Annotated in this window: 23 protein-coding genes; 11 read left to right on the top strand and 12 right to left on the bottom strand. The window is 42.8% G+C overall.

What is annotated here, in order from left to right:
- Positions 1 to 4: 4 nt before the first annotated feature.
- From PGN18_RS12930 to PGN18_RS12915, 4 genes are read left to right on the top strand one after another with little or no spacing between them, the layout of a single operon-like run.
- Positions 5 to 1,906: a glycosyltransferase gene (locus tag PGN18_RS12930; RefSeq protein ID WP_335319921.1), complete on the top strand. Its 1,902-nt coding sequence runs from the start codon at positions 5 to 7 to the stop codon at positions 1,904 to 1,906.
- Positions 1,896 to 2,510, top strand: coding sequence for a D-glycero-alpha-D-manno-heptose-1,7-bisphosphate 7-phosphatase (locus tag PGN18_RS12925; RefSeq protein ID WP_335319920.1), 615 nt, complete (start codon positions 1,896 to 1,898; stop codon positions 2,508 to 2,510). Before PGN18_RS12930 ends, PGN18_RS12925 begins: the two co-directional genes overlap by 11 nt.
- Positions 2,464 to 3,966, top strand: coding sequence for a PfkB family carbohydrate kinase (locus tag PGN18_RS12920; protein WP_335319918.1), 1,503 nt, complete (start codon positions 2,464 to 2,466; stop codon positions 3,964 to 3,966). Before PGN18_RS12925 ends, PGN18_RS12920 begins: the two co-directional genes overlap by 47 nt.
- Entirely contained in the window at positions 3,966 to 5,036 is a 1,071-nt protein-coding gene (locus PGN18_RS12915; RefSeq protein WP_335319917.1) for a glycosyltransferase family 9 protein, read from the top strand. The genes PGN18_RS12920 and PGN18_RS12915 overlap by 1 nt, the downstream gene beginning before the upstream one ends.
- On the opposite strand, the gene PGN18_RS12910 is transcribed toward PGN18_RS12915, so the two are convergent.
- From PGN18_RS12910 to PGN18_RS12885, 6 genes are all read right to left on the bottom strand, one after another.
- Positions 4,978 to 5,994 carry a glycosyltransferase family 9 protein gene (locus PGN18_RS12910; protein ID WP_335319915.1) on the bottom strand — a complete coding sequence of 339 codons (1,017 nt, stop codon included), beginning with the start codon at positions 5,992 to 5,994 and terminating at the stop codon, positions 4,978 to 4,980. The two genes, PGN18_RS12915 and PGN18_RS12910, sit on opposite strands and share 59 nt — an antisense overlap.
- A gap of 1 nt (position 5,995) precedes the next feature.
- A complete protein-coding gene (locus tag PGN18_RS12905) occupies positions 5,996 to 6,967 on the bottom strand; it encodes a glycosyltransferase family 2 protein (RefSeq protein WP_335319914.1) in 972 nt (323 codons plus the stop codon).
- Positions 6,909 to 8,684: a carbamoyltransferase family protein gene (locus PGN18_RS12900; RefSeq protein ID WP_335319913.1), complete on the bottom strand. Its 1,776-nt coding sequence runs from the start codon at positions 8,682 to 8,684 to the stop codon at positions 6,909 to 6,911. Before PGN18_RS12900 ends, PGN18_RS12905 begins: the two co-directional genes overlap by 59 nt.
- A gap of 139 nt (positions 8,685 to 8,823) precedes the next feature.
- Positions 8,824 to 10,944 (bottom strand): glycogen debranching protein GlgX, encoded by a 2,121-nt coding sequence (gene glgX / locus PGN18_RS12895; protein WP_335319912.1) that lies wholly within the window; start codon positions 10,942 to 10,944, stop codon positions 8,824 to 8,826.
- 200 nt (positions 10,945 to 11,144) lie between these two features.
- Positions 11,145 to 12,212 (bottom strand): zinc-dependent alcohol dehydrogenase, encoded by a 1,068-nt coding sequence (locus tag PGN18_RS12890; RefSeq protein ID WP_335319911.1) that lies wholly within the window; start codon positions 12,210 to 12,212, stop codon positions 11,145 to 11,147.
- Between the two features lie 96 nt (positions 12,213 to 12,308).
- On the bottom strand, positions 12,309 to 13,064 hold the full coding sequence (locus PGN18_RS12885) for an SDR family oxidoreductase (RefSeq protein WP_335319909.1): 756 nt from the start codon (positions 13,062 to 13,064) through the stop codon (positions 12,309 to 12,311).
- A gap of 279 nt (positions 13,065 to 13,343) precedes the next feature.
- On the opposite strand from PGN18_RS12885, the gene PGN18_RS12880 reads away from it, so the two are divergent.
- From PGN18_RS12880 to PGN18_RS12870, 3 genes are read left to right on the top strand one after another with little or no spacing between them, the layout of a single operon-like run.
- Entirely contained in the window at positions 13,344 to 13,826 is a 483-nt protein-coding gene (locus PGN18_RS12880; RefSeq protein ID WP_335319907.1) for a hypothetical protein, read from the top strand.
- Positions 13,823 to 14,521: a DUF421 domain-containing protein gene (locus tag PGN18_RS12875; protein ID WP_335319906.1), complete on the top strand. Its 699-nt coding sequence runs from the start codon at positions 13,823 to 13,825 to the stop codon at positions 14,519 to 14,521. The genes PGN18_RS12880 and PGN18_RS12875 overlap by 4 nt, the downstream gene beginning before the upstream one ends.
- Positions 14,518 to 15,228, top strand: coding sequence for a DUF421 domain-containing protein (locus PGN18_RS12870; RefSeq protein ID WP_335319905.1), 711 nt, complete (start codon positions 14,518 to 14,520; stop codon positions 15,226 to 15,228). Before PGN18_RS12875 ends, PGN18_RS12870 begins: the two co-directional genes overlap by 4 nt.
- A gap of 17 nt (positions 15,229 to 15,245) precedes the next feature.
- On the opposite strand, the gene PGN18_RS12865 is transcribed toward PGN18_RS12870, so the two are convergent.
- Positions 15,246 to 15,830 (bottom strand): hypothetical protein, encoded by a 585-nt coding sequence (locus tag PGN18_RS12865; protein ID WP_335319904.1) that lies wholly within the window; start codon positions 15,828 to 15,830, stop codon positions 15,246 to 15,248.
- 336 nt (positions 15,831 to 16,166) lie between these two features.
- Between PGN18_RS12865 and PGN18_RS12860 the strand changes: the two genes are divergently transcribed.
- The 3 genes from PGN18_RS12860 (at position 16,167) to PGN18_RS12850 (ending at position 18,091) form a co-directional block, all read left to right on the top strand.
- Positions 16,167 to 16,382: a hypothetical protein gene (locus PGN18_RS12860; RefSeq protein WP_335319902.1), complete on the top strand. Its 216-nt coding sequence runs from the start codon at positions 16,167 to 16,169 to the stop codon at positions 16,380 to 16,382.
- Between the two features lie 77 nt (positions 16,383 to 16,459).
- Positions 16,460 to 17,602: a zinc-dependent alcohol dehydrogenase gene (locus tag PGN18_RS12855; RefSeq protein WP_335319901.1), complete on the top strand. Its 1,143-nt coding sequence runs from the start codon at positions 16,460 to 16,462 to the stop codon at positions 17,600 to 17,602.
- 3 nt (positions 17,603 to 17,605) lie between these two features.
- Positions 17,606 to 18,091: a hypothetical protein gene (locus tag PGN18_RS12850; RefSeq protein WP_335319900.1), complete on the top strand. Its 486-nt coding sequence runs from the start codon at positions 17,606 to 17,608 to the stop codon at positions 18,089 to 18,091.
- A 135-nt stretch (positions 18,092 to 18,226) separates the two neighbouring features.
- Here the strand turns inward: PGN18_RS12850 and PGN18_RS12845 are convergent, their stop codons facing one another.
- The 4 genes from PGN18_RS12845 to PGN18_RS12830 form a co-directional block, all read right to left on the bottom strand.
- Positions 18,227 to 18,730 (bottom strand): hypothetical protein, encoded by a 504-nt coding sequence (locus tag PGN18_RS12845; protein ID WP_335319899.1) that lies wholly within the window; start codon positions 18,728 to 18,730, stop codon positions 18,227 to 18,229.
- A gap of 110 nt (positions 18,731 to 18,840) precedes the next feature.
- Positions 18,841 to 19,053: a hypothetical protein gene (locus PGN18_RS12840; protein ID WP_335319897.1), complete on the bottom strand. Its 213-nt coding sequence runs from the start codon at positions 19,051 to 19,053 to the stop codon at positions 18,841 to 18,843.
- Positions 19,054 to 19,268: 215 nt separating this feature from the next.
- Positions 19,269 to 19,454 (bottom strand): hypothetical protein, encoded by a 186-nt coding sequence (locus PGN18_RS12835; RefSeq protein WP_335319896.1) that lies wholly within the window; start codon positions 19,452 to 19,454, stop codon positions 19,269 to 19,271.
- Positions 19,455 to 19,503: 49 nt separating this feature from the next.
- Positions 19,504 to 20,370 (bottom strand): cyanophycinase, encoded by an 867-nt coding sequence (locus tag PGN18_RS12830; RefSeq protein WP_335319895.1) that lies wholly within the window; start codon positions 20,368 to 20,370, stop codon positions 19,504 to 19,506.
- Between the two features lie 305 nt (positions 20,371 to 20,675).
- On the opposite strand from PGN18_RS12830, the gene PGN18_RS12825 reads away from it, so the two are divergent.
- A complete protein-coding gene (locus PGN18_RS12825) occupies positions 20,676 to 21,053 on the top strand; it encodes a response regulator (RefSeq protein WP_335319894.1) in 378 nt (125 codons plus the stop codon).
- A gap of 67 nt (positions 21,054 to 21,120) precedes the next feature.
- Here the strand turns inward: PGN18_RS12825 and PGN18_RS12820 are convergent, their stop codons facing one another.
- Complete coding sequence (locus tag PGN18_RS12820) at positions 21,121 to 21,588, bottom strand: BLUF domain-containing protein (protein ID WP_335319893.1); 468 nt, start codon at positions 21,586 to 21,588, stop codon at positions 21,121 to 21,123.
- Between the last annotated feature and the right edge of the window lie 201 nt (positions 21,589 to 21,789).

Here is a 21,789-nt window from a genome sequence, read left to right as displayed (position 1 = left end):
AACTATGACGAACAAAATCGCATTTATTAGTGAACATGCATCACCCCTTGCCTTACTTGGAGGAAAAGACAATGGCGGCCAGAATGTTTACGTTGCCGAAGTTGCAAGGCAACTGGGCGAACAGGGCTACCAGGTCGACATTTTTACACGTCGCGAAGATATCATTTCAAAAAAGGTAAATACTTTTTGCCAAAATGTACGCGTGATTTTGGTAGATGCAGGCCCCAAAGATAAGATAGACAAGGAAACACTACTTCCGTATATGAAAGATTTCAGAAGAGAAATGGAATATTTTATCAAACGTAATAAAATTTCTTACCAGCTTATTCATGCCAATTTTTGGATGTCGGGCCTGGTGGCGATGGAACTGAAGGAAAGGCTCGATATTCCCTTTGTGATTACTTTCCATGCCCTTGGCCATATCAGGAAAATGCATCAGAAAGAAATGGACAGGTTCCCGCCTGAACGCGTAGATATAGAACGCAGCATTGTACAACAGGCAGATAAGATCATTGCCGAATGTCCTCAGGATGAAGTTGATCTCCGTACTTATTACCGTGCTGATCCTGATAAAATGGTGATGATACCATGCGGGTTTAGCCCTGATGACTTTTACCCTATAGCCAAATCTACTGCAAAAAAACTACTGGAAATAGCCGATAACGATAAGATTGTGCTCCAGTTGGGGCGAATGGTAGAACGTAAGGGTATCGACAATGTGATTCAGGCCTTCGCCAAGGTTAAAACTGACCATCAATTAAGACTGATTATCGTTGGTGGAGAACATGATTCATCAGAAAATGATCCTGAACTGGAAAGACTGAAAACACTGACCAGGAAATATGGAATTGAAAATTCAGTAGATTTTGTTGGTCAGAAAAATAGAGGACTTTTGAGGTATTACTACAGTGCGGCCGATATTTTTATTACAACACCATGGTATGAACCGTTTGGCATTACCCCAATTGAAGCCATGGCCTGCGGCACTCCGGTTATCGGCTCGGCAGTAGGCGGTATTAAATTTACAGTGAAGGATGGTCACACCGGCTATCTGGTCCCACCAAAACAGCCCGAGGTTTTAGCAGAAAAGATAGCACATTTATTATCTGAACCATCGTTGCTTAAGAAAATGTCGGACAATGCCGTCCAGCATGTGCATGAAAATTTTACCTGGAAAAAAATTGCCTTACAACTGCATAATTGCTACCAGGGTATTCATGCCAATCAGCACAAATTGCGAGAGCAGGAGTTTACCATGATACAGCAAGCATTTGAAGAAGGCGCAAGGACTTTCGAGCGCACATCAAGGATATTAGGCACCAAGATTGCCTTGGCCGGCGAGATGATCAGTAGGGCATTAAAAGCCGGGAATAAAATATTGGTTTGTGGAAATGGCGGAAGTGCTGCAGAAAGCCAGCATTTTGTTGCGGAGCTGGTGGGCCGTTTCGAAGTACCGCACCGCAAGGGACTTCCGGCGATGTCACTGAACGCAGATATGGCTATTATCACTGCGTGGGCAAATGATTTTGGATACGACGATGTTTTTGCCAGGCAGGTACAGGCTTACGGAAACCAGGGCGATATATTATTGTGCATGAGTACAAGTGGTAATTCGGACAACATCATTAAGGCGATGCAGATGGCCAAGAAAAAAGGAATCTGCTGCATAAATATGTTAGGCAAAGATGGTGGACGCGCAGTAGATTATGGCGAACTTAATCTGATAGTACCATCTAACAGTACACAACGGATACAGGAAATGCATCTTCATTTGGTACACCTGCTATGTACGATCATCGAAAACCGCATGTTCAATGTTGCCTTTACAAACAAAACGGCTGCCAAAGAGCAATCGCTGCCAGCACTATACAGGCCTGAAAAAATTTTTAATCATTATGGCAGCTAAATGTGCCATTTTTCTGGATAAGGATGGCACACTTATTCCCGATATCCCATATAATGCAGACCCTGATCTTATAAATCTTGAAGAAAATGTGGGTCGAACACTGGCCATGCTTACCCCATATTTTGAATTGATTGTGATATCCAATCAAAGTGGGCTTGCATTTGGCTATTTTAATGAAAACGACCTAAAAACGGTTGAAGCTCGTATAAAGACACTTTTGCACAAATATAAGGTGAGTTTAAGTGGCTTTTATTTCTGTCCACATCACCCCAATGGCAATACAGCACCTTATGCCAGACGATGCGACTGCAGAAAACCAGCCCCTGGTTTGATTAACAGGGCAGCGCGCGAACACCATATTTCTTTAACCGGCTCATGGATGATCGGTGATATACTCAACGATGTGCAAGCAGGTAAAGCGGCAGGCTGTAAAGCCATATTGATTAATAACGGCAACGAAACCGAGTGGGATATGGCAGATCATCCGCAACGCATTCCCGATTTTATCGCCAGTGATTTTGCGGCAGCAGGCGAATTTATCTTAAATAGTTTAAATCATGAAAAACACAACACCGCCATATCAGCAATTTCTGGAAAACTTTAAGGACAAAAAAATTCTGGTCATCGGCGACCTGATACTCGACCGCTATATTCAAGGTGAATGTACCCGTGTGGCACCTGAGGCCAGTGTTCCGGTAATCGATATCAATGCGAAAAAGAATTGTCCTGGAGGCGCGGCAAATGTTGCAGCCAACCTTAAAGCACTTGGCGCTGAAGTCATGCTATGTTCCGTTACCGGTGCTGATGGGTATGGCCATATCCTTAACGGGCTGCTAAAAAAGCAGGATATCAGCACAGATTTGATTATTAACGAGCCGGAACGGTCCACCCTTTGTAAAACAAGGGTAAGTTCTCCTTCCCAGCTCATTGTACGGTATGACGAAGGCAGTTCCACCCCGGTATCAAAGGTTATTACCAAAAAACTGGTGGAGCACATCAGCACCGTTTTTGAACATGTAGATGCCGTATTAATTTCTGATTACGAAAAAGGTGTAGTAACTGATGAGCTGATTCTTGAATTAAAATTATTAAAAAACAGGAGTAAAAAGATATTCGCCGTAGATGCCCGGAATTTTGCCCGTTGTGCTAGGCTTGAGCCAACACTGATTAAGCCAAATTTTACAGAAGCTTTGGCGCTTTGCCAATTTAAATCTGTTAACCTGAATCGGCTGGAACAGGCAAAAAACTGGGGCGAATGTTTGTACAAGCATAGCAATGCTAAAAATATCCTGCTCAGTATGGATGAAGATGGTGTATGCGGCTTTGAAAAAGGCCGATTCAGTTTTCATCAGCATGTGCCAAAAGTGACCAACCCAAAGGTAAGCGGTGCTGGTGATACCTTCCTGGCCACCGCTTTAATGGCATTGCTTAGTGGAACGGATCTTTTCACTGCTACTGCGCTGGCCGTAAGTGCAGCTTCAGTAGTGATTAAAGAACCACATACGGCAGTGTGCAATATCGCACGCCTAAAGGATGATTTTGGCATAAAGCAAAAATATTTGAACAATGTAAGTGAAATCAGCATCCTGATGAAGCATTACCAGGCGCAGGGAAAACGGATTGTGTTTACCAATGGTTGTTTTGATATTCTGCACAGTGGCCACGTGAGCTATTTAAAAGGATCAAAGGCACAAGGCGACATCCTTATTGTAGGATTAAACAATGATGAAAGTATAAAAAGACTGAAAGGTCGCCAAAGGCCTATCAATGCAATGAATGATCGTATAGAAGTGTTATCTGAGCTGTCATGCATCGACCATATTATTTCTTTTGGTAAAAAAGGCGATGATACGCCTATTCCCCTTTTAAAAAGGATACGGCCACATGTGTTTGTTAAGGGGGGAGATTATCGCAATAAGTTTTTGCCCGAAGAAAAAATACTGAATGAAATAGGCTGTAAAATAGTTTTTTTACCAACGGTAGCGAACAGGTCTACAACCAAAATAATTGGCAAGATTCAGCAGAATATCACCCTATTAAACAGCAACGCCATAAATTAATGGAATGGAAATCATGTAAGAAGATATTGGTAATGCGGCCTGATCATATGGGCGATTTACTGATGTCGGCTCCGGCGATCAGGGCCTTAAGCGAAAGTTTTAAATGCGAAATAACCTTGCTCACCTCTAACATGGCATTGGAAGCTTCAGCACTTCTGCCATGGATAAAAAAGGTAATCTGTTGTGATTTTCCCTGGATGAAAACAAATGATGCGATAACTCCCGATGCGTTGGCAGATGTGGTATCTGCTATCCGGGCGCAGGCTTTTGATGGCTGTATATTATTTAATGTTTCCAGTCAGAACCCCGCCCCTTCTCTAATGATTGCCTTTATGGCAGGTATTCCCCTGCGCGCGGCCTATTGCAGGGAAAACCTTTACGGCCTGCTCACCCATTGGTTGCCAGATCCGGAGCCTTATTTCGAAATCAGACATCAGGTAGCACGCGACCTCAAACTTTGCACTTTTATTGGGGCACATACTACAGATCAACGCATCAGGATTTCAGTACAGAAAGATGCCGCAAACGATAAATTGAAAGTTCTGGGTTTAAAAAAGAATGGTTTCTTTATTTTTCATATGGGTGTTTCTGAAGAAAAGCGGCAGTTTCCGAACACAGAATGGGTAAAACTGTCCAAACTGGTAGCAGCAAAATATGGTCTTCCTATCTTATTAAGCGGAAATAGTAAGGAAAGCGACATCATTGAAACCTTTGCGAAAGAAATAGGTAAAGCGGTTATTCCTGCAGCCGGTCTGTTTAACCTGAAGGAATTTGCGGCCTGCATATTAAAGGCAAGGGCTATGATAAGCGTAAATACGGGTCCCATGCATCTAGCTGCCGCCGTGGGTACACCCGTACTGGCCTTGTATGCACGAACGAACCCCCAGCACACCCCCTGGATGGTTCCCAACAGCGTAATTGAATATGACGTACTTTCATCCCAACTCAGCAATAACCAGGTTTTGCGTTTTCAGTCTGAAAAAGTCTATCCATTGCCCACAACATTTCCATCTACCCAAACGATATTTGCTGCATTTGATGATCTTCTTCAGGAAACAGCATCTCTTTAACCACCTGTTCTACCAGAGCATAATTTGGTGTTTTTGTCCAGTCGATGGTTTTATGCCGGGTCGTATCAATCGGTCCCCATCGTTCAGGCTCTCCATCCATACTGATCACCACACTTTTTACCCGGAGAGCAGCGGCGATATGCGATATGCCTGTGCAGTTAGAAATTAGTCCTTTTGAGCGTTTGAGCAATGCCCCAACCATACCCAAATCAGTTTTACCAGCCAAAATTAGTGGTTTTTCTTTCATCAAAGCGGCTACCTGATTAGTAATTTCCAACTCTTCTGAAGTTCCGGTAAGTACGATCCGGAAAGCGTGCCTGGCGCAATAATCTGCAAGTTTGGCAAAAAAATCAGGTGGCCACTGGCGCCAGGTACCCCTTGAGCCACAATGGATACAGATATAATGCTCACCAACGCCTAATGTATCCAACCTTTCAAAATCATTTTGATATAATGGATAAAACACTGCCCTCGTAGCAATTGCAATTCCCAGGTGTTTCATCAAAGCAATATGCCTTAGGCTTTCGTGGCCCCAATTTGGATAAGGCATTAACAAAGGATTTTCTGCCAATTCATTCGAGCTAAGGGCAAAACCTGCGATCCTGCTTCCACCCGAGCAAGCCTTTAGCATTTCATTAACAATTGTGCCGTTTCCATGCATCTGCAGTATCACATCAAATGCTTCGTCGGTAAGATTTTTGCAAAATCTGCTGAAAGTCTTTTCATCAAAAGGCATTTCAGGTAAGCCAGGATAACCAGAAAAATCGATAAAACGATCGAAAAGTTCAGAATAACGTTCGATTAGCTTCCTGGTAGAGGGCAATCCGATAAATACAATTTCTGCCTTAGGGTAAGCCAAACGAAGGTTTTGGATGGCTGGCATGGCGCACAGCAAATCCCCTAACTGCAAAGCCCTGAAAATACCAATTTTTTTTAACTGCAATATGTTCCCCTCCATATTAAAAGAGAAGTTTTCTATAGCGGATTACGCCACGGATCCGAAAATAGATGCTTAGAAAAGGGATTATTGCCGAAGTGACCAGCATTTCGGTGATATGTTTAGCCGATCGGCTGGTTTTCTGCAGTCGTTTAAGCGCAAAACAGGTCATCAAAAGCAACATAGCAGATACACTCCATTTTGAAGTCCTATGATAACCCAGCAATAAAGCGTAAAGGCTAAGTAAAGCCAATAATACGATCAGATAATAATTCCATATCGGATAACGCTGTATTTTTTGACGATAAAGTTCAGGGTATTTTTTAAATAGCAATACGTCATAAATTCCTTTACACTGCTCTTTTAAACTTACACCCCAAGCAGCCTCTCGCACCGGATGAACAACCACCGCAGCTTCATTCCTGAATATGGGGATGTTTGCCTGCATCAATTTAAATTCAAGATCCGAATCTTCGCGCCAGGCCATGGCAAAGCGTTCATCAAAACCTCCTGTTTTAAAGAGCGCAGCCTTGGTACAGGCGCAGTTTGCGGTTATAAAATCAGCTTTAGAAAGCCTGGAGGTATTCAAGGCAAAGTCGGTTGGTTGAGGATAAAGGGGAACAATTGTTTTACCACTGTATGCTGCCAATTCCCGGCTATGGTGATGATCAAGAAATCCTTTAAGCCAACCGGCATGCGGCAGGCAATCGTCATCGGTAAAAGCCACAAGTTGTGCGCTGGCCGTTAACCAGCCCAGGTTGCGGGCAGCAGCAGGCCCTTTTTTTTCTGCTGTACAGCGTGGAAACAACTGAAAATTATAATAATCTTTTTGATAGTTAATCGTTTCGATCATTTCCTTATCGGGGCCATCGTTCACCACAATAACTTCAAAATCACTGCCTGGCAAGGTTTGTTTATTCAATGCATCCAGACAGTTAAACAAGAGGTTCAACCTGTTGTAAGTTGGAATGACTACCGATATTTTTATGTGCATCTGTTTTGGTAATTAAATAGGATCCTATAATAAGCGCATCAAAAGGTGATGTCCAGAAACATTCTACAGCATCCCTGGGTGAGCATACAATAGGCTTGCCCAATGTATTAAAAGAGGTATTGATCAGCACAGGAATGCCTGTAACTTCCTTAAAGGCACGCAACAAGCGATAATATTCTGGGTGTTGCTGTTCATTGATGGTTTGTACCCGGGCCGTACCGTCGGTATGCCTCACCGCAGGGATCTGGTCTTCTTTCTCCTTAAGCACATCGTAAATAAACAGCATAAAAGGCGAAAACTTTGCATCTTTAAACCAGAGATGCGCATCTTCTTCCAATACCACTGGGGCAACCGGACGAAAATCTTCACGGTCTTTCACTTCATTCAGCATCGCCTGCATACGGGGATCTATCGGCGAGGCCAGTATTGATCTGCTGCCCAATGCCCTGGGGCCAAATTCCATCCTACCCTGGTACCACCCGATAATCTGATTATCGGCCAGCAAAGCTGCTGTTTCTGTTGCGATATCCTCCATTTTTGTAAAGGGTACTTTTGCCCAGTTTAAAAACCGTTCAATTTCTATATCGCTATATTCAGGGCCCCAATACACGTGGTCCATTACAAATTCGCGCTTTTGCGTTTTACGTTCGTTAATATCCACATATAGCGCGGCGCCAAGTGCGGTGCCCGAATCGCCTGCCGCTGGCTGTACCCATACATTTTCGAATGGTCCCAGGTCTCTTATCCTCGCATTTAAAACGCAGTTTAAAGCTACGCCGCCAGCCATCACTAAATTGGGCACTTGTGTAACCTGGTGAAGGTAGCTCACCAGTTTTAAAACCGTTTCTTCCAATACCAGTTGCAGGGAGCGTGCAAGATCAAAATGGAACGCGGTAAAAGGTTCATCTTTTAATCTCTTCGCACCAAATCTTGCTTCTAAATTTTCATCGCTTATGGTATACTGCCCGTTTCGGCCCACGTTGATAATCTCCCTGAACTGGTCAGCAAAACGCGGCTGCCCATAAGAGGCCAGTGCCATCACCTTGTATTCATCAGAAGAGTGCAGAAAACCCAGATGGGTAGTGAGACGTTCATAAAGCAGGCCGAGCGAATGAGGAAGGTTTACCTGATTGATCCTCGTCATTTCTGTCCCCCTGCCAACACCATAGGTTGTAGAAGCCACCTCCCCCCGTCCATCAAGTGTAAGTATAGCGGCCTCCTGGTATGGTGATGGAAAAAACGCACTTGCCGCATGCGCCGCATGATGATCTACATAATGCCACTCCCAATCGCTGGTTTTTGAACCATAAAAACGTTTCTGCAAATGGTGCGGATAACCATCTACCAACTGGTTTGGTGCATGCAAAATCGAAGAAAGAAATAAGTTATCCCAGGGATTGCCTGCAGTTCCATCAGTAGCATTATTCGGATAAAACGGGATTTCGCATATCGGTTGGTTTTTTAAGTTTTGATCAATAAGCAGGCCCGGATCAAAAGAATAGGCAATATGGTCAACATCCCTTAGATGGATACCTGCTACCTTTAAGCAATAATCTATGGCATGAAAAGGAAGTTCGTAGGTATTAAAGGGAATAGGCCGTTTGCCATGTTTAATATGAGTAAAGCGTTCATCTTCTGCAGCAGCTAAAAGTATTCCATCTTCGAGAATGCAGGCCGCAGAATCATGAAAAACTGCATTTATACCAAGTGTAATCATACCATAATTGTTTAAGTAAAGGAAGTATTCGATCTAGTAACCATAGCTAAGAGAGAAGGGATTTGGATTTTTGATAAATGGGTATATTTCGCATCGATCATCGTAGAAATACGCAAGGCCTTTGTGTTTTAAACATACGTTAAGATACTGCCCTTAAGACGATAACACTTTTTTCCTCTACGCATAGTGCCTCACCTGCTAAGAATTCTTCTTTTTCTAATTCCTTTGTTGCAGTAAAAATCGCAATTTCCCATTTTTGGGAAAATCTGATGTCGGGAAGTCTGAAACAGGTTTCGTATTCACCCCCATTAAAGATTAATAAAAAATGGCTATCAACAATATCCCTACCATTTGCATCCTTTCCGCTAATACCCTCGCCATGGAGAAAAACCCTCAAGGTATTTTCATGATCTAATTCCCATTCTTGATCGTTGATTAACTCACCCGTAGCTGAAAGCCAGGCAATATGCGGCAGGCCATCTTCAGCAATCTGGTTATCCTTAATCCATTCCCTTCTCGACAGACTGGGGTGACGCTGACGGAGCAAGAGCAGCTTTTGTGTAAATGATAACATTTCAGTGTCAACATCGCCCCAGTTCAGCCAGGAAATTTCGTTGTCCTGGCAATATGCGTTGTTGTTACCCTTTTGGGTTTTCGAAATTTCATCACCAGCTGTTATCATCGGTACGCCCTGAGATAAAAGCAGTGTAGCCATATAATTCCTTTTCTGCTTTTTGCGCAGCGTGTTAATAGCTATATTACGGCTTTCACCTTCTTCCCCACAGTTCCAGGAGTCGTTATTAGATTCGCCATCATGGTTATCCTCACCGTTGGCCTCGTTGTGCTTTTCGTTATAACTAACCAGATCGTGGAGCGTAAAACCATCATGAGCCGTAACAAAATTGATGCTGGCGGATGGTCGCCGGTTACGCTGCCTGTATAGGTCAGGGCTTCCCAGAAACCGCTGGGCAAAACAGCCCAACATCCCCTTTTCGCCTTTCCAAAATCTGCGCACACTATCTCTATATACGCCGTTCCACTCTGCCCAGCCCGCCGGGAATTGGCCAACCTGGTAACCATCTTCATTAATATCCCAAGGTTCGGCAATGAGTTTTACCCGTGATATTACCGGATCCTGATGAATAATATTTAAAAAATTACCCAATGTATCTACCTCATCCGATCCCCTGGTCAGTGCCGAAGCCAGGTCAAATCGAAAGCCGTCTACATGCATTTCTTCCACCCAAAAACGCAAGCTATCCATAATTAAACGCAGTACGGCAGGAAAGCGTGTATCTAATGTATTTCCGGTCCCGGTATAATCGGTATAGTATCGTTTTTGGTTTTCTTCCAAACGGTAATAGGTTTCATTATCTATTCCTCTAAAACAGATCGTTGGTCCTTTTTCGTTGCCCTCTGCCGTATGATTATACACCACATCCAGAATAACTTCTATCCCGTTGCGGTGCATGGCCTTAACCATATCCCGAAATTCACGAATCTGCTCACCATTTGTTCCGGAGGAAGAATATTTTCCTTCAGGTGCGAAAAAACCGATGGTATTATAACCCCAGTAATTACTTAGACCTTTTTCCTGCAGATGTCCATCTGAAATAAACTGATGCACAGGCATTAGCTCTACAGCAGTTATACCGAGAGACTTGAGATAGTTAATACTTGCAGGATGTGATAGCCCCGCATAGGTTCCCCTGAGGTTTTCGGGAACTTTAGGATTGAGCTTGCTAAACCCCTTAACATGCAATTCGTAAATCACCGACTGTCCATAGGGAATTTTCGGTAGCGTATCGCCTTGCCAATCGTATTTTAAATCTACTACGAGCGATTTAGGCACGAATGGACCACTGTCGAGCAGGGAAAAACTTAAATCCTCGTCTGCTTCACCTATATGATAGCCAAATACCGCATCATCCCATACCATTTCTCCGGATATCGCTTTGGCGTAAGGGTCTAGAAGCAATTTGTTTGGATTAAAACGTTTACCGCACTCGGGTTCATAAGGGCCATACACCCGGTAACCATAAAGCTGTCCGGGATGAATTCCTTCGATATAACAATGAAAAATATGGTGGTCACGATTAACAAGCTCAATCCGGACATTTTCCTCCAGATCATTATCATATAAACAAAGTTCTACCCTATCGGCATTTTCTGCCAATAGTGCAAAATTGGTTCCCTTTCCATCCCATTCCGCGCCAAGCGGAAAAGAACGTCCGGGAATAGGAGCATATTTTTCTTGCATAAGAATCCTGTTTTTGGGTGGCAACAAGGAAAAAGGATCAACAGTTTTGTCATCACGGGTATTTACCTACCTAAACACGTTAATCGGGTATTTTATCCGTGGATATACGGTTGATAAGGGCTGCCTGACCTAATACCTAATTGCGCCAGCTCCAACCGCATGTTACACTAAACCTGGCATTGGTGCTTTGCTTAACACGCTTAAGCCATTGTTAAGGCAACGAACACTGCGCCAGTATCTTTTTTGTTCTGAGCAGTTTGGAAAGCCTCATTAATTTTATCAAGGGGAAACGAATGGGTGATCATTTTCCTGGCGTTGATTTTACCTTTAGCTAAAAGATCCAGACAGATTTCCATTTCGGAATAAATATCCCAAAAGGCATAACTTGCACTTGGGATTAATTTGATTTCTGCCATTTGCAGATGTTGCCAGTCCATTTCAATATTGGTCATCCCTGCCTCGAAACCGCCAACAATGACCACTTTGCCTCCAATGCGTGTAAGAGAAACTGCCTGGGGAAGGGTATGCGGCATAGATGGCCCGCCAGCACACTCAAAGGTAATATCGGTTCCTCGTCCGAGACTAAATTCCATTACACAACTTAGGGCATCTTCTGTCTCCACATTTACCGTTCGGTCTGCGCCGAGGGCCTTCGCGAGCGCCAATGACGATGGTACTACATCGAAAATAATGACGTCGGCTCCAGATGCCTTTGCCAGCTGTAACTGTGCCAGCCCAATCGGACCTGCACCGATTACGGCTACCTTATCATTAATATGCAGACCGCTGAGCTGCTGGGCATGCAAACTCACAGAAAAAGTATCCAGTAAGGTAGCCTCCTCATCACTTACATGGTCAGGAAGTAAATGAAACCTGGAAGCCGGGCCCGTAATATACTCTGCAAAAGACCGGGAGACCGTTTCCATCCTCACCTTATAAAGGTTGGGACAAAGGTTGTATTGCTGTACCCTACACCAGTCGCAAATTCCATCTCCCAACACAGTTTCCACCACCACCCGATCTCCGGGATTCACGTTTTTAACTGCGGGTCCAATTTCTACAACCTCTGCAGCCAGCTCATGCCCCATAATCCTACATTCAAGGTCAGGATCATGCTTTTTCCAGTGGCGAAGGTCAGTGCCACAGATTCCTGAAACCGTTATACGGGCCAAAACCCAGTCGTCAGCTGGTATTTTCACACGGTCAACTTCCTGAACGTCGAAGGTACCAGCTGCGTTTTTCAAAGCAGCTTTCATTTTATTGCTCATATGCTGTTAATTTTTATGATTTGGCAGCAGCTAGATGGCCCGCCATTTTCGGAAATACCAGTGATCTGCTTTCCGGATCAGTTGCATTAAAATCTTTTAAATCAGTTGCAGGTGTGGACGGATCTGCAGGTTCACCACATCAGATGCAGGCGGTTGAGCAATACAAAACGCAATGGCCCAGGCTATATCTGCAGCTTGTAACATCTCCTGTTTATTTACCTGTTGAATTTTATCCTCACTGCTTCCAGCTTGCATATCGGTATCAACTGCTCCGGGTTCTATCAGCGAAACTTTGATACCCAGTGGATTGACTTCCTTTCTCAAGGCGGCCGAAAATCCCTGGATGCCAGCTTTGGTAGCCACATATACTGCACTACCACCCTCTCTTACTTCAGCGCTCATTGAACCGATGTTAATGATTTGTCCCGTACCCAAAGGCCTGAACCTGTTAATGGCCTCCCTGCTGCAGGCCATATATGCGAGCAGATTGGTATTCAGAATATACTGCCAATCCTCATATTCACCATCCGTTATACTCCCAAAACCTAGTGCGGCATTATTGATCAGGATATCTAATCCGCCAAGTTGTTCATCGGCATGCGAAAAAAGGGTCCTGATACCTTCCGGGGAGGAAAGATCAACCGTTATACCGGTGCCGCCAAGGGCATTTTTTGCTGCAATAGCATCAAGTGTTTCATCTAACTGATGTTGATTACGCCCGCATACAAGACATTGCGCACCAAGCGAGGTTAACAAAATAGCCGCCGCCCTGCCAATACCGGTAGTTCCGCCCGTGATGATAATTTTCTTGCCCGAAAAGGCACTGCTGAAATAAGAATTGAAATCTTCCATAGGTTATAGCTGTTTAAATCACAATCTCCTGTTTCTATTTATAACCCTGCCAGAATTTATTTTGTTGAATGCAAAAATACCTGTTTAAACAAAGTGAAATACGCGTAATGGTTTCAAGCCCCTGCTTTACTCAAAGTAAGCGTTAACAGGATTAAATACCTGTACCACTTGTATTTGTACGCCTTCTATCTGTTCATAAAACCTGCAGCATTACCGGAGTGTTCACCAATCAGGAATGCCCTCATGGCAAAGCTGCTTTTTATTCTAAAGTCTACAGAGATGAAAATCATTAACCTTTTTGCCCTTACTGTAATGATCAGCTGTATGCTCGTTTCAGCCTGTGGCCATAAATACATCGATAAAGAGATCAAAGCTGATCTGGTAAGCAAGGCAAAGGAAGATGTCAATTTTGCCGGACTGATGTTTACAGTATTTAACGGCAACGTTGCCATTTGGGGCAAATGCGCCTCTGAACGGTCAAAACAGTTGGTAAAAACCAAAATTAAAACCATCCATATGATCAACCATATCAATGAGCAGATTATTGTTGGCAACGTGAAATTAGATGCAGATTATAACCAAAAATTAAAAATAGATGGCGTACTCGTAAACTACCCCGGCGTTGCTGCCTCGGTAAGCAGACAGGTTATTAGCCTGATTGGCTATGTTGAGCCAGACCGATACCACGAATTGCTTAAGGACATGCGACGGTTCAGTTCAGACATCGATTCCCGAAAACTTCAATCAAATTTAAGGAGATGAAAAAAGAAGAAATTCATTGGGGCGACTGGCACCGGGTATTATTCGGTAATACGCCAGCCGAATTTTTGGTAGAGGTGCTGATCAGAACGGTAATTATCTACCTGTTTCTGCTCGTCACACTTCGGCTAATGGGCAAACGCATGGGCGGACAACTCACCATTTCCGAATTAGCCGTGATGCTTACTTTAGGCGCAATTGTTTCAGTACCTATGCAAATCCCCGATAAGGGCATACTACAAGGCGTACTGGTGCTCTTTTGTGCTTTTGTTTTCCAGCGGGGGATTACCTACCTGTCTATAAAAAAACACAGTATTGAACTACTCACCAACGGCAAAGAATCGCTATTGGTAAAAAATGGCGTAATCATAACAGACCAGCTGATTAAAACAAAGATATCCAGAGAGCAGATGTTAGCCATATTAAGAAATAATGGAATATATAATCTTGGAGAAGTACAAAGGGTATACCTAGAGGCTTGTGGTATTTTTTCGATTTTCAAATATAAAAAAGCGAAACCAGGGCTTCGACTAACTCCGCTGTCCGATGAAGTAACCAGCATGGTATTTGATGAGCAAAAGGAAATAAGAGTTTGTAAACAATGCGGCCAAACCGCTGAACCTGGAAAAGATGTTAGAAAAGCATGCAACAACTGCGGTGCACAGGATTGGGGAAACGCCGTTTTACTATTATCATGATGAAAGAATACGAAATTAAACTTAACGACCTGCGTCGCATTTTGATAGGCGAAATTCCCTTAACTTTTTATGCAGAAGTAATTTTAAGGACAGCAGTAATTTACCTGATCCTGATGATATCCATGCGTTTGATGGGTAAACGCATGTCATCTCAGCTCAGCCGAAATGAAATGGCTGCAGTAGCCTCCCTGGCCGCTGCCGTAGGTGTACCACTCATGAATCCCGATCGGGGACTTCTACCTGCAGTGGTGATTGCTATAGTGCTAATAGGCTTTCAGCTACTGATTGCCAAAATTGCCTCAAAAAACAAGAAATTCGAATCCATTACTCAAGATAAGTACAACATGATTGTAAAAGACGGCGTATTAAACATTAAAGCCATGCTTTTAACAAGGGTGAGCCGGGATCGCGCGCTGGCACAATTACGCAAGGAAGGGATAACCCATCTGGGAAGCGTAAAACGTTTATACTTTGAAGCCGGTGGAACTTTTAGTCTCTTAAAAACGGCAAAGCCCCTTCCGGGGCTGTCGATTATTCCAGCATGGGACGATGAATTTTCTGACGAAATCCATCGGCGGGATACCGCAGTGCTACTATGTAGCAACTGCGGAAATTCGAAACCGGATGCTACCGTAGTAAATTGTCAGAACTGTGGTGAAAATAACTGGATACCAGCAGTAAATAACCTAAATGACCTGAAAAAATGATTGCTTAACGGCCTCATCTAGAGCGAACTTATCATGCGGTTTTTCTGCTCCTGGTAAGTAAATTCTTCATTCATCAGAATTTTAAAATCCTGCTCGCGGTTATCTGCAGCCAGCTTTAACGTTTTCAAAAGTTTCGCACCATTCATCTTCAAGCGGTTTAAACTTCCCTTTAAGCCGTTAGCACGCGGTAAAGCCTTCAAAGAATCTATACTGATCTTTTCCTCGGCAAGCAGCACTGAAGGTAGTATTACCCGCTTCTTCGCCGCATAGTCCTCAATCCGCTTAAAACTGATGCGGTTTATTTTCATTAGCTGCTCCAGCGCGGGTGAAGTTTTACCTTCTTTGTTGTCTTTATGCAGAACCAAAAGGTGATATTCCATGAGCAATAGTTGTGTAATTTGCTTGAGGTAATCAGCCGCCGCTTCATCAAGCTTGGTTTCATAGGTTTCTGAACCGCCAACCCGGTTAGGCACGGCCATGTCGCCACCCACACTATCTTTTTCCAGACTAGACTTCTTATCAGCAGTGTTACACGACATCAAGCATACCAATAGCAGCCAAGCACCAGATTTTATCCCTAACTCTTTTCTTAAATTTTTCATTCCGATTCTTATTTTTTAGATAAGCCATGTTCACTGGACTAAAGTTTCCAAAATTCAAAAAAAATGTACTATGTAGCTTGCCTTAGGCAATATACCCGGCTAAGCCAGGCGTTTAATGGATATAGACATGTTATTAATTCGAGTATTAATACATCAAAAACACGTAATTAACACTTAAACTTTTATAAAAGCGCTTAGGTTTTATAAAAAGTAAGGAGCAAAACATTATGGATGGAAAGTAAGCAATTGTAATAATTACCAACTTGCCCCATCATATAAAACACTGAAATTCAATATAAAAGCATCTTAATCTATTTCAGCATTAATAATAAAGACATGGAAAAAAAACATAGCAATAACGGTCCGGAGATCGTAAATGCAGGTAAAACACCTGTAAGAAAACCTGCTGAAAATATTATAAGCGGAGCAGGCAATCAGGATCAGCTGGATGGGCTTAAAAAAAACGCTGCCCGGCAACCTGTGGAACACAACAAAATTGGCGTATCGCCTGATGCCGGTCGCGAACCGAAAAAAGGCGAGACGAAGAAATAAACTTTTTGGATACGTGCGCCAGCAATGCTAAGTAAACTTATAATATCATTTATACAAAACCAGAAAATATGCTAGCAATGAACTACCGAGGCCCTTACAGGGTCAGAACTGAACAGCGCCCGATGCCTGAAATTCTGCATCCGGAAGACGCGATTGTAAGGGTAACCCGTACCTGCATTTGCGGATCCGACCTACACCTTTACCACGGAATGGTACCTGATACCCGTGTGGGTTCGACCTTTGGACACGAATTTATCGGTGTTGTTGAAGAAATCGGCCCACTGGTTACGAATGTAAAAATCGGAGACCAGGTACTGGTTCCATTTAATATTGCCTGTGGAAGATGTAATTTCTGTAAACAGGGACTTTATGGAAATTGTCATGAATCAAACCCGATGGCTACTGCCGTTGGTGGTATTTTTGGGTACTCGCACACAGCAGGAGGCTTTAATGGCGGACAAGCGGAGTATGTGCGGGTGCCATATGCAAACATAGGCCCTACCGTAATCCCGCCGGATATGGATCCGGATGATGCTGTATTGCTGACCGATGTTGTACCTACCGGGTACCAGGCGGCAGAAATGGGCGGAATTAAAGAGGGAGATACCGTGGTTGTTTTTGGAGCCGGACCAATCGGGATTATGGCAGCGAGATGTGCCTGGTTTTTCGGTGCAGCCCGTGTGATTATTATCGATCACATCGACTATCGACTGGAATTTGCCAGAAACTATGCGAAATGTGAAGCCTATAACTTTAAATCCATGGAAGATCCGGTAGTGTTTCTAAAAAAGATCACTGACTGGTATGGCGCTGATGTTTGCATCGACTGCGTAGGCTGTGAAGCGGTAGGCAATTCCCTCCAAACTTTTACCGGTAAAGTAACACTGATGCAGGCTGGCACCGCCACTGCGCTGCAGTGGGCAATCAATTCGGTAAAAAAAGGCGGAATTGTTTCGGTAGTAGGTGTTTATGGTCCGCCATTCAATTATGTACCTATTGGCAATGTACTGAACAAAGGGATTACCTTAAGGGCCAACCAGGCATCGGTAAAACGGCTGCTACCTAAACTTATTGAACATGTACAGGCCGGAAGGCTTGATCCTAAAGGACTTATTACCCATAAGGTGCCACTGGAAGAAATATCAGACGCCTACCACATTTTTTCAGCCAAGCTTGATGAATGTATCAAGGTGGTACTTATCCCATCAACTAAATCTTAAAACATGGAAAATAACAATTTTGATTATAAAAATATTCCCGGCTGGGGCATGGATATCGATGAGCAGAATGAACCCACCTATCCGATGAAAAATTATACCGGTGATGACCACAAACGTTCGGAATATGAAAAGCCTCCCAAACAACCTGTTGATGTAGAGATACTTAAATCTACTGAACGCCATGCAATAAGTGCCGTATTTGGTAACGCGTCGCCTCCTTCAGGCCTAAGTGGTATGATACGCCGTTATGCCTTTAAACATAGCGAAGACCGCTACCGGCACTGGATTCCCTTGATTCTTGCCGACCGTATAAATGCCTGGGAAGGAATTATAGATGATTTTAGAAGCGGCAATATACCTAACATACCTGCCGAACGAGGATGGAAGTCGGAAATGAAATACAATCGTGCAGCATTGACTAAAAAGATCCTGGTAACAGGTGTAGTTAGTTTAGTATTATTAAGTTACCTCACACGAAGAAAAAGATAAGATATTTGGCAGCCAGGTGTGCGATACTTTATCTGCATCTGGCTTGCCAAAACCAATAAGCCTCTGTAAAAAATAATCGGTTTGATTTGGCATTTATAAGTTACCCATGCCGCTAAGCAAATCGTTATAGCATTGCTAGTGGGTATGCCACAATGTTTGACTGGCGTCAAGCCGTTTGGTCAGCATGGGGAGTTTTTCTGCAGTCCACTGCCGTAATATCACATCCTTTAACCCCGCTGGTCCTGAAGCTTTAACATGAAGGCCAATCAAATCCTCATCAGCCTGCATCACCAACTGCAAAAGCAATTTAGGGTACCCAGGTCCCTGGTTGTTTTGCAGATTTAACAGATTCGCTTTCGCCTCCGCAGTAAGATCAGCTTCAGGAAGAGGATATATAGCTTGTAGTTCAGCAATATACCTTGCCATACTGTCGCTTCTCTGTGCAAGATAAGGTGCAAATTCCGAATGATCCTGAACTTTTGTTATTTCCAAATCCAGGGCATGCTGATATTCTATTATAGCAGCTAACGGATACAAAAAATCATTTCGTTCCAACCTGTAATCTCCTGTTTGCTTTTCACAGCTGGTAAACATCACCAGCAGCAATATCATAGAAGGGCAATAGTGATAAAATTTCATAGCGGTGATTTAATATGTCAATTAACTGTTCGAGAAATCATATTAAATAAAGACGCACGCAGATGAAATTATATTCACCTGCATGCGCCGTTGCAGAAATGTACAGTTAACTATTGGGGAGTTGTGGATCCAGATGAAGTGCTATCAGTTGTTGTAGAATCTCTCGTTGTACTATCCTCCTGCCCAACTGTTTCCTGCTGGGAGCCACTGTTGCTCACAGAGGTATCACTGCTGGTCGAGTCTGCACCTTCCGATCTGGCGCCTGAATTACATGAAATTAAAACTGCTGTAGCCACTACAGCGATAAATAGGTACTTTTTCATATGATATTGAATTAAAGGGTTACCCAATATTAAGCTGTTTAAAGCGACGAAAGTTCCGTTTTTATTCAAAAGGGGTAGTTTGCACCATGCTGAACGTATTTACCCCCTAAGTTTAAAAAGAGGCAATATTTTTATTTTCCGTCTAGCTTAAACGCAATGGTTTTCCTTTTCGGTGAGCAGAATCATAGCAATAATAGTTAACCCCATTGATGAGTTTAGGTATTCCCGCCAGCATTACCTGCCAGATCGCCGCTTACATCTTCCTCATCATCAATTTCGCCGGTTAGGCCGCGTTGTACATCGTTATCATCTGCTTTTTCCTCATCATTCGGACTAACGTCTGATTGATGTTCATTTTTTTGGTTTTCATCCTCGTTCGGATCTACGTTTGTTGTCATCATAAATTTTTACTTAAAGAACAACATGAAAATAAATATAGTTTTGCTTCTATCAAACGAAAACGGGCTCAAGTGCCGGAATTTCCCATACTGCACCGTCTTTTAAAATGCTGACATTCAGATCTGCAATACTGATGCATTGTCCACTATCATATTCCGTCACGTTTGAAGATTTTGTATGAAAACCATCGATGATGATGACCACACCACTTCCAATTACCTTGATATCCTTTCCATGCTCAACAATCAAAGCCGTATCTTCTTCAATGCCGATGCCGATACAACCTGGATTCGTGGCAATCACCTGGCTCATCCTCACAAAACGGGACCGGTCTACAAAATGGGTATCAACGCAGATATTTTTTAGCAAACTAAATCCAGTTGTTATTCTCACCGCTCCAACCAGTTGTTGATTGTCTTTATTTCCTGATATGATCATCGGAGTGGATAAAGCCATTGCACCAGCGCTGGTACCTGCAATTACAACAGGCCCTTTTACGTAGCGCTCTTTGATCTGATAGAGGAAGGATGTACCACCGTAAATTGAGGTAAGTTTTAGCTGATCGCCGCCGGTAAAAAAAAGCAAATCGGCGCGTTCAATACGTTCTTTCAGGTCGTCGCATAAAACTTCACCTCTGTTATGGTGAAAGATGTGCCCCACCTCTGCTGCCCCTAAGCGGTTAAAAATCTTCAGATAATCACTAAAGCTCTCCTCATGTTCCCCACTAGCGGTAGTAATTACTTCAATTACCGGAGAAGATTTACCACTTAGTGATATCACCGCTTCCAGCACTTCTAAAGGATCATTTCCTTCCTTCTGCATTGCTGTTTCGGGCCTGCCATTCTTATTTTCATGACCACCAATAACCACTAGTTTGCCAGCCGGAACAAGCTTGCCACTTAATTCATTTTTTTTCATAAAACATAAGCCTAATTAGCTACAAGACAAGCCCTTCTTCGTTTTGTTTACTGCGAATAAAATACACGTATTTACATCTCCCAATACGTATTTATACCCACTTCATTATAATGAAAAAAGCTTTGCATATCGTAATACTGATATAAACAGTATACTTCAATAAAAAAATAATCTTCAGCGCAATCGGTATATTTATCCGGTAAGTAGTTGCAACGATTTTTAATGGTTAAACCCCCGAAATTTGCTTGTAAATTAAATCTTATATAAAATAACAGTAAATTAGATTGTAATTAAATCTAAAACCTATGCCTAAAATTCTTGTAGTGGATGATGATCTCAGTAATGCTGAAGTAATCCAATTGGTATTGGAAAATGAAGGTTTTGAGGTTGAACGGATTTGCCATTCTATACAGCTTGAACCTTCAATAGCTCAATTCTGTCCTGACTTGGTTTTAATGGATATCCTTTTGGATGCGCACGACGGAAGGGATATTTGCAATGATCTCAAAGCAGATCAAAGCACGAGTCATATTCCAGTGATGTTGATTACGGCCATGTTAGAATCGCAGGTAGGAACGATCGTCTGCGATGCGGATGCCATTATGTTTAAGCCCTTTGAGTATACGGTTCTGGTTAATAAAGTAAGGAAAGTATTGCGTAGTGCGACAAAAATTAGGAATTAGAATGAGACATAGGCGGTCACCGATTATATCAGGGTCATTTTAATAACTTGCAGTCATAAAACCACACTTATAAATTTTTTCCATCAACATTTATAATATAAAAAGAACGAAGAAAGTCGGCAGTCTCATTCGCATCCGATAAATGGCTAGTCAAAGAGATATCGTCATTAAGATGAAAAAAATTAGCGATGTTATGATGCTGATCTGCATTTAGCGGACTGAAGCCCATAGACCATGCCGGAAAACTTCTTTTATGCCAAAAACCCGATCCGAGCAGAAGTATACTTTTGTTACGTTCATCAGCACATATGCTGTTGTACATGGTGGATACTTTCTCTTTTTCCCCTTCCAGGAACTGAATAAATCGGCCTTCGGTTTTGGTGATGAATCTTCCTTCCATATAAAGCAACATCCCCGTCAACCCGAGCGACGTATTGTTACGCCGTGATTGCGCTAAAAGAAATAAAAGATCCCCATCGCTCATAAGGCGCGAGGCTATGCTCGTGTAGACTAAATAATAAATTCCTGTAGGCATAGGGATAGAGTTAGCTTACAAGTTAACAAAATAATGATAGAATTTCCTGTTTTACAAGCTGGAGTTGTAGGAAAATCAAATTTCATAGGTATCATTTTACTAAGCCATCCGACTCACCTTATTAAGCAATTCTGTGATATCCAAACTCAATGTTTAAAAGCCCAGATCATGTTCTTGGTATGCCTTCTTATTTTTGCCTAA

Source organism: Pedobacter terrae, assembly GCF_036946585.1.
GTDB classification, from domain to species: Bacteria; Bacteroidota; Bacteroidia; order Sphingobacteriales; family Sphingobacteriaceae; genus Pedobacter; species Pedobacter terrae_C.
This window is presented reverse-complemented; position numbering and strand designations above follow the sequence as displayed.

Coding starts and splice junctions, on each gene's coding strand:
- PGN18_RS12855 (WP_335319901.1), top strand. CDS start 16,460: ATGAACTACCGAGGCCCTTACAGGGTCAGAACTGAACAGCGCCCGATG.
- PGN18_RS12870 (WP_335319905.1), top strand. CDS start 14,518: ATGATGAAAGAATACGAAATTAAACTTAACGACCTGCGTCGCATTTTG.
- PGN18_RS12860 (WP_335319902.1), top strand. CDS start 16,167: ATGGAAAAAAAACATAGCAATAACGGTCCGGAGATCGTAAATGCAGGT.
- PGN18_RS12865 (WP_335319904.1), bottom strand. CDS start 15,830: ATGAAAAATTTAAGAAAAGAGTTAGGGATAAAATCTGGTGCTTGGCTG.
- PGN18_RS12850 (WP_335319900.1), top strand. CDS start 17,606: ATGGAAAATAACAATTTTGATTATAAAAATATTCCCGGCTGGGGCATG.
- PGN18_RS12820 (WP_335319893.1), bottom strand. CDS start 21,588: ATGCCTACAGGAATTTATTATTTAGTCTACACGAGCATAGCCTCGCGC.
- PGN18_RS12875 (WP_335319906.1), top strand. CDS start 13,823: ATGAAAAAAGAAGAAATTCATTGGGGCGACTGGCACCGGGTATTATTC.
- PGN18_RS12840 (WP_335319897.1), bottom strand. CDS start 19,053: ATGAAAAAGTACCTATTTATCGCTGTAGTGGCTACAGCAGTTTTAATT.
- PGN18_RS12930 (WP_335319921.1), top strand. CDS start 5: ATGACGAACAAAATCGCATTTATTAGTGAACATGCATCACCCCTTGCC.
- PGN18_RS12905 (WP_335319914.1), bottom strand. CDS start 6,967: ATGCACATAAAAATATCGGTAGTCATTCCAACTTACAACAGGTTGAAC.
- glgX (WP_335319912.1), bottom strand. CDS start 10,944: ATGCAAGAAAAATATGCTCCTATTCCCGGACGTTCTTTTCCGCTTGGC.
- PGN18_RS12920 (WP_335319918.1), top strand. CDS start 2,464: ATGAAAAACACAACACCGCCATATCAGCAATTTCTGGAAAACTTTAAG.
- PGN18_RS12900 (WP_335319913.1), bottom strand. CDS start 8,684: ATGATTACACTTGGTATAAATGCAGTTTTTCATGATTCTGCGGCCTGC.
- PGN18_RS12830 (WP_335319895.1), bottom strand. CDS start 20,370: ATGAAAAAAAATGAATTAAGTGGCAAGCTTGTTCCGGCTGGCAAACTA.
- PGN18_RS12845 (WP_335319899.1), bottom strand. CDS start 18,730: ATGAAATTTTATCACTATTGCCCTTCTATGATATTGCTGCTGGTGATG.
- PGN18_RS12825 (WP_335319894.1), top strand. CDS start 20,676: ATGCCTAAAATTCTTGTAGTGGATGATGATCTCAGTAATGCTGAAGTA.
- PGN18_RS12915 (WP_335319917.1), top strand. CDS start 3,966: ATGGAATGGAAATCATGTAAGAAGATATTGGTAATGCGGCCTGATCAT.
- PGN18_RS12910 (WP_335319915.1), bottom strand. CDS start 5,994: ATGGAGGGGAACATATTGCAGTTAAAAAAAATTGGTATTTTCAGGGCT.
- PGN18_RS12880 (WP_335319907.1), top strand. CDS start 13,344: ATGAAAATCATTAACCTTTTTGCCCTTACTGTAATGATCAGCTGTATG.
- PGN18_RS12885 (WP_335319909.1), bottom strand. CDS start 13,064: ATGGAAGATTTCAATTCTTATTTCAGCAGTGCCTTTTCGGGCAAGAAA.
- PGN18_RS12835 (WP_335319896.1), bottom strand. CDS start 19,454: ATGATGACAACAAACGTAGATCCGAACGAGGATGAAAACCAAAAAAAT.
- PGN18_RS12925 (WP_335319920.1), top strand. CDS start 1,896: ATGGCAGCTAAATGTGCCATTTTTCTGGATAAGGATGGCACACTTATT.
- PGN18_RS12890 (WP_335319911.1), bottom strand. CDS start 12,212: ATGAGCAATAAAATGAAAGCTGCTTTGAAAAACGCAGCTGGTACCTTC.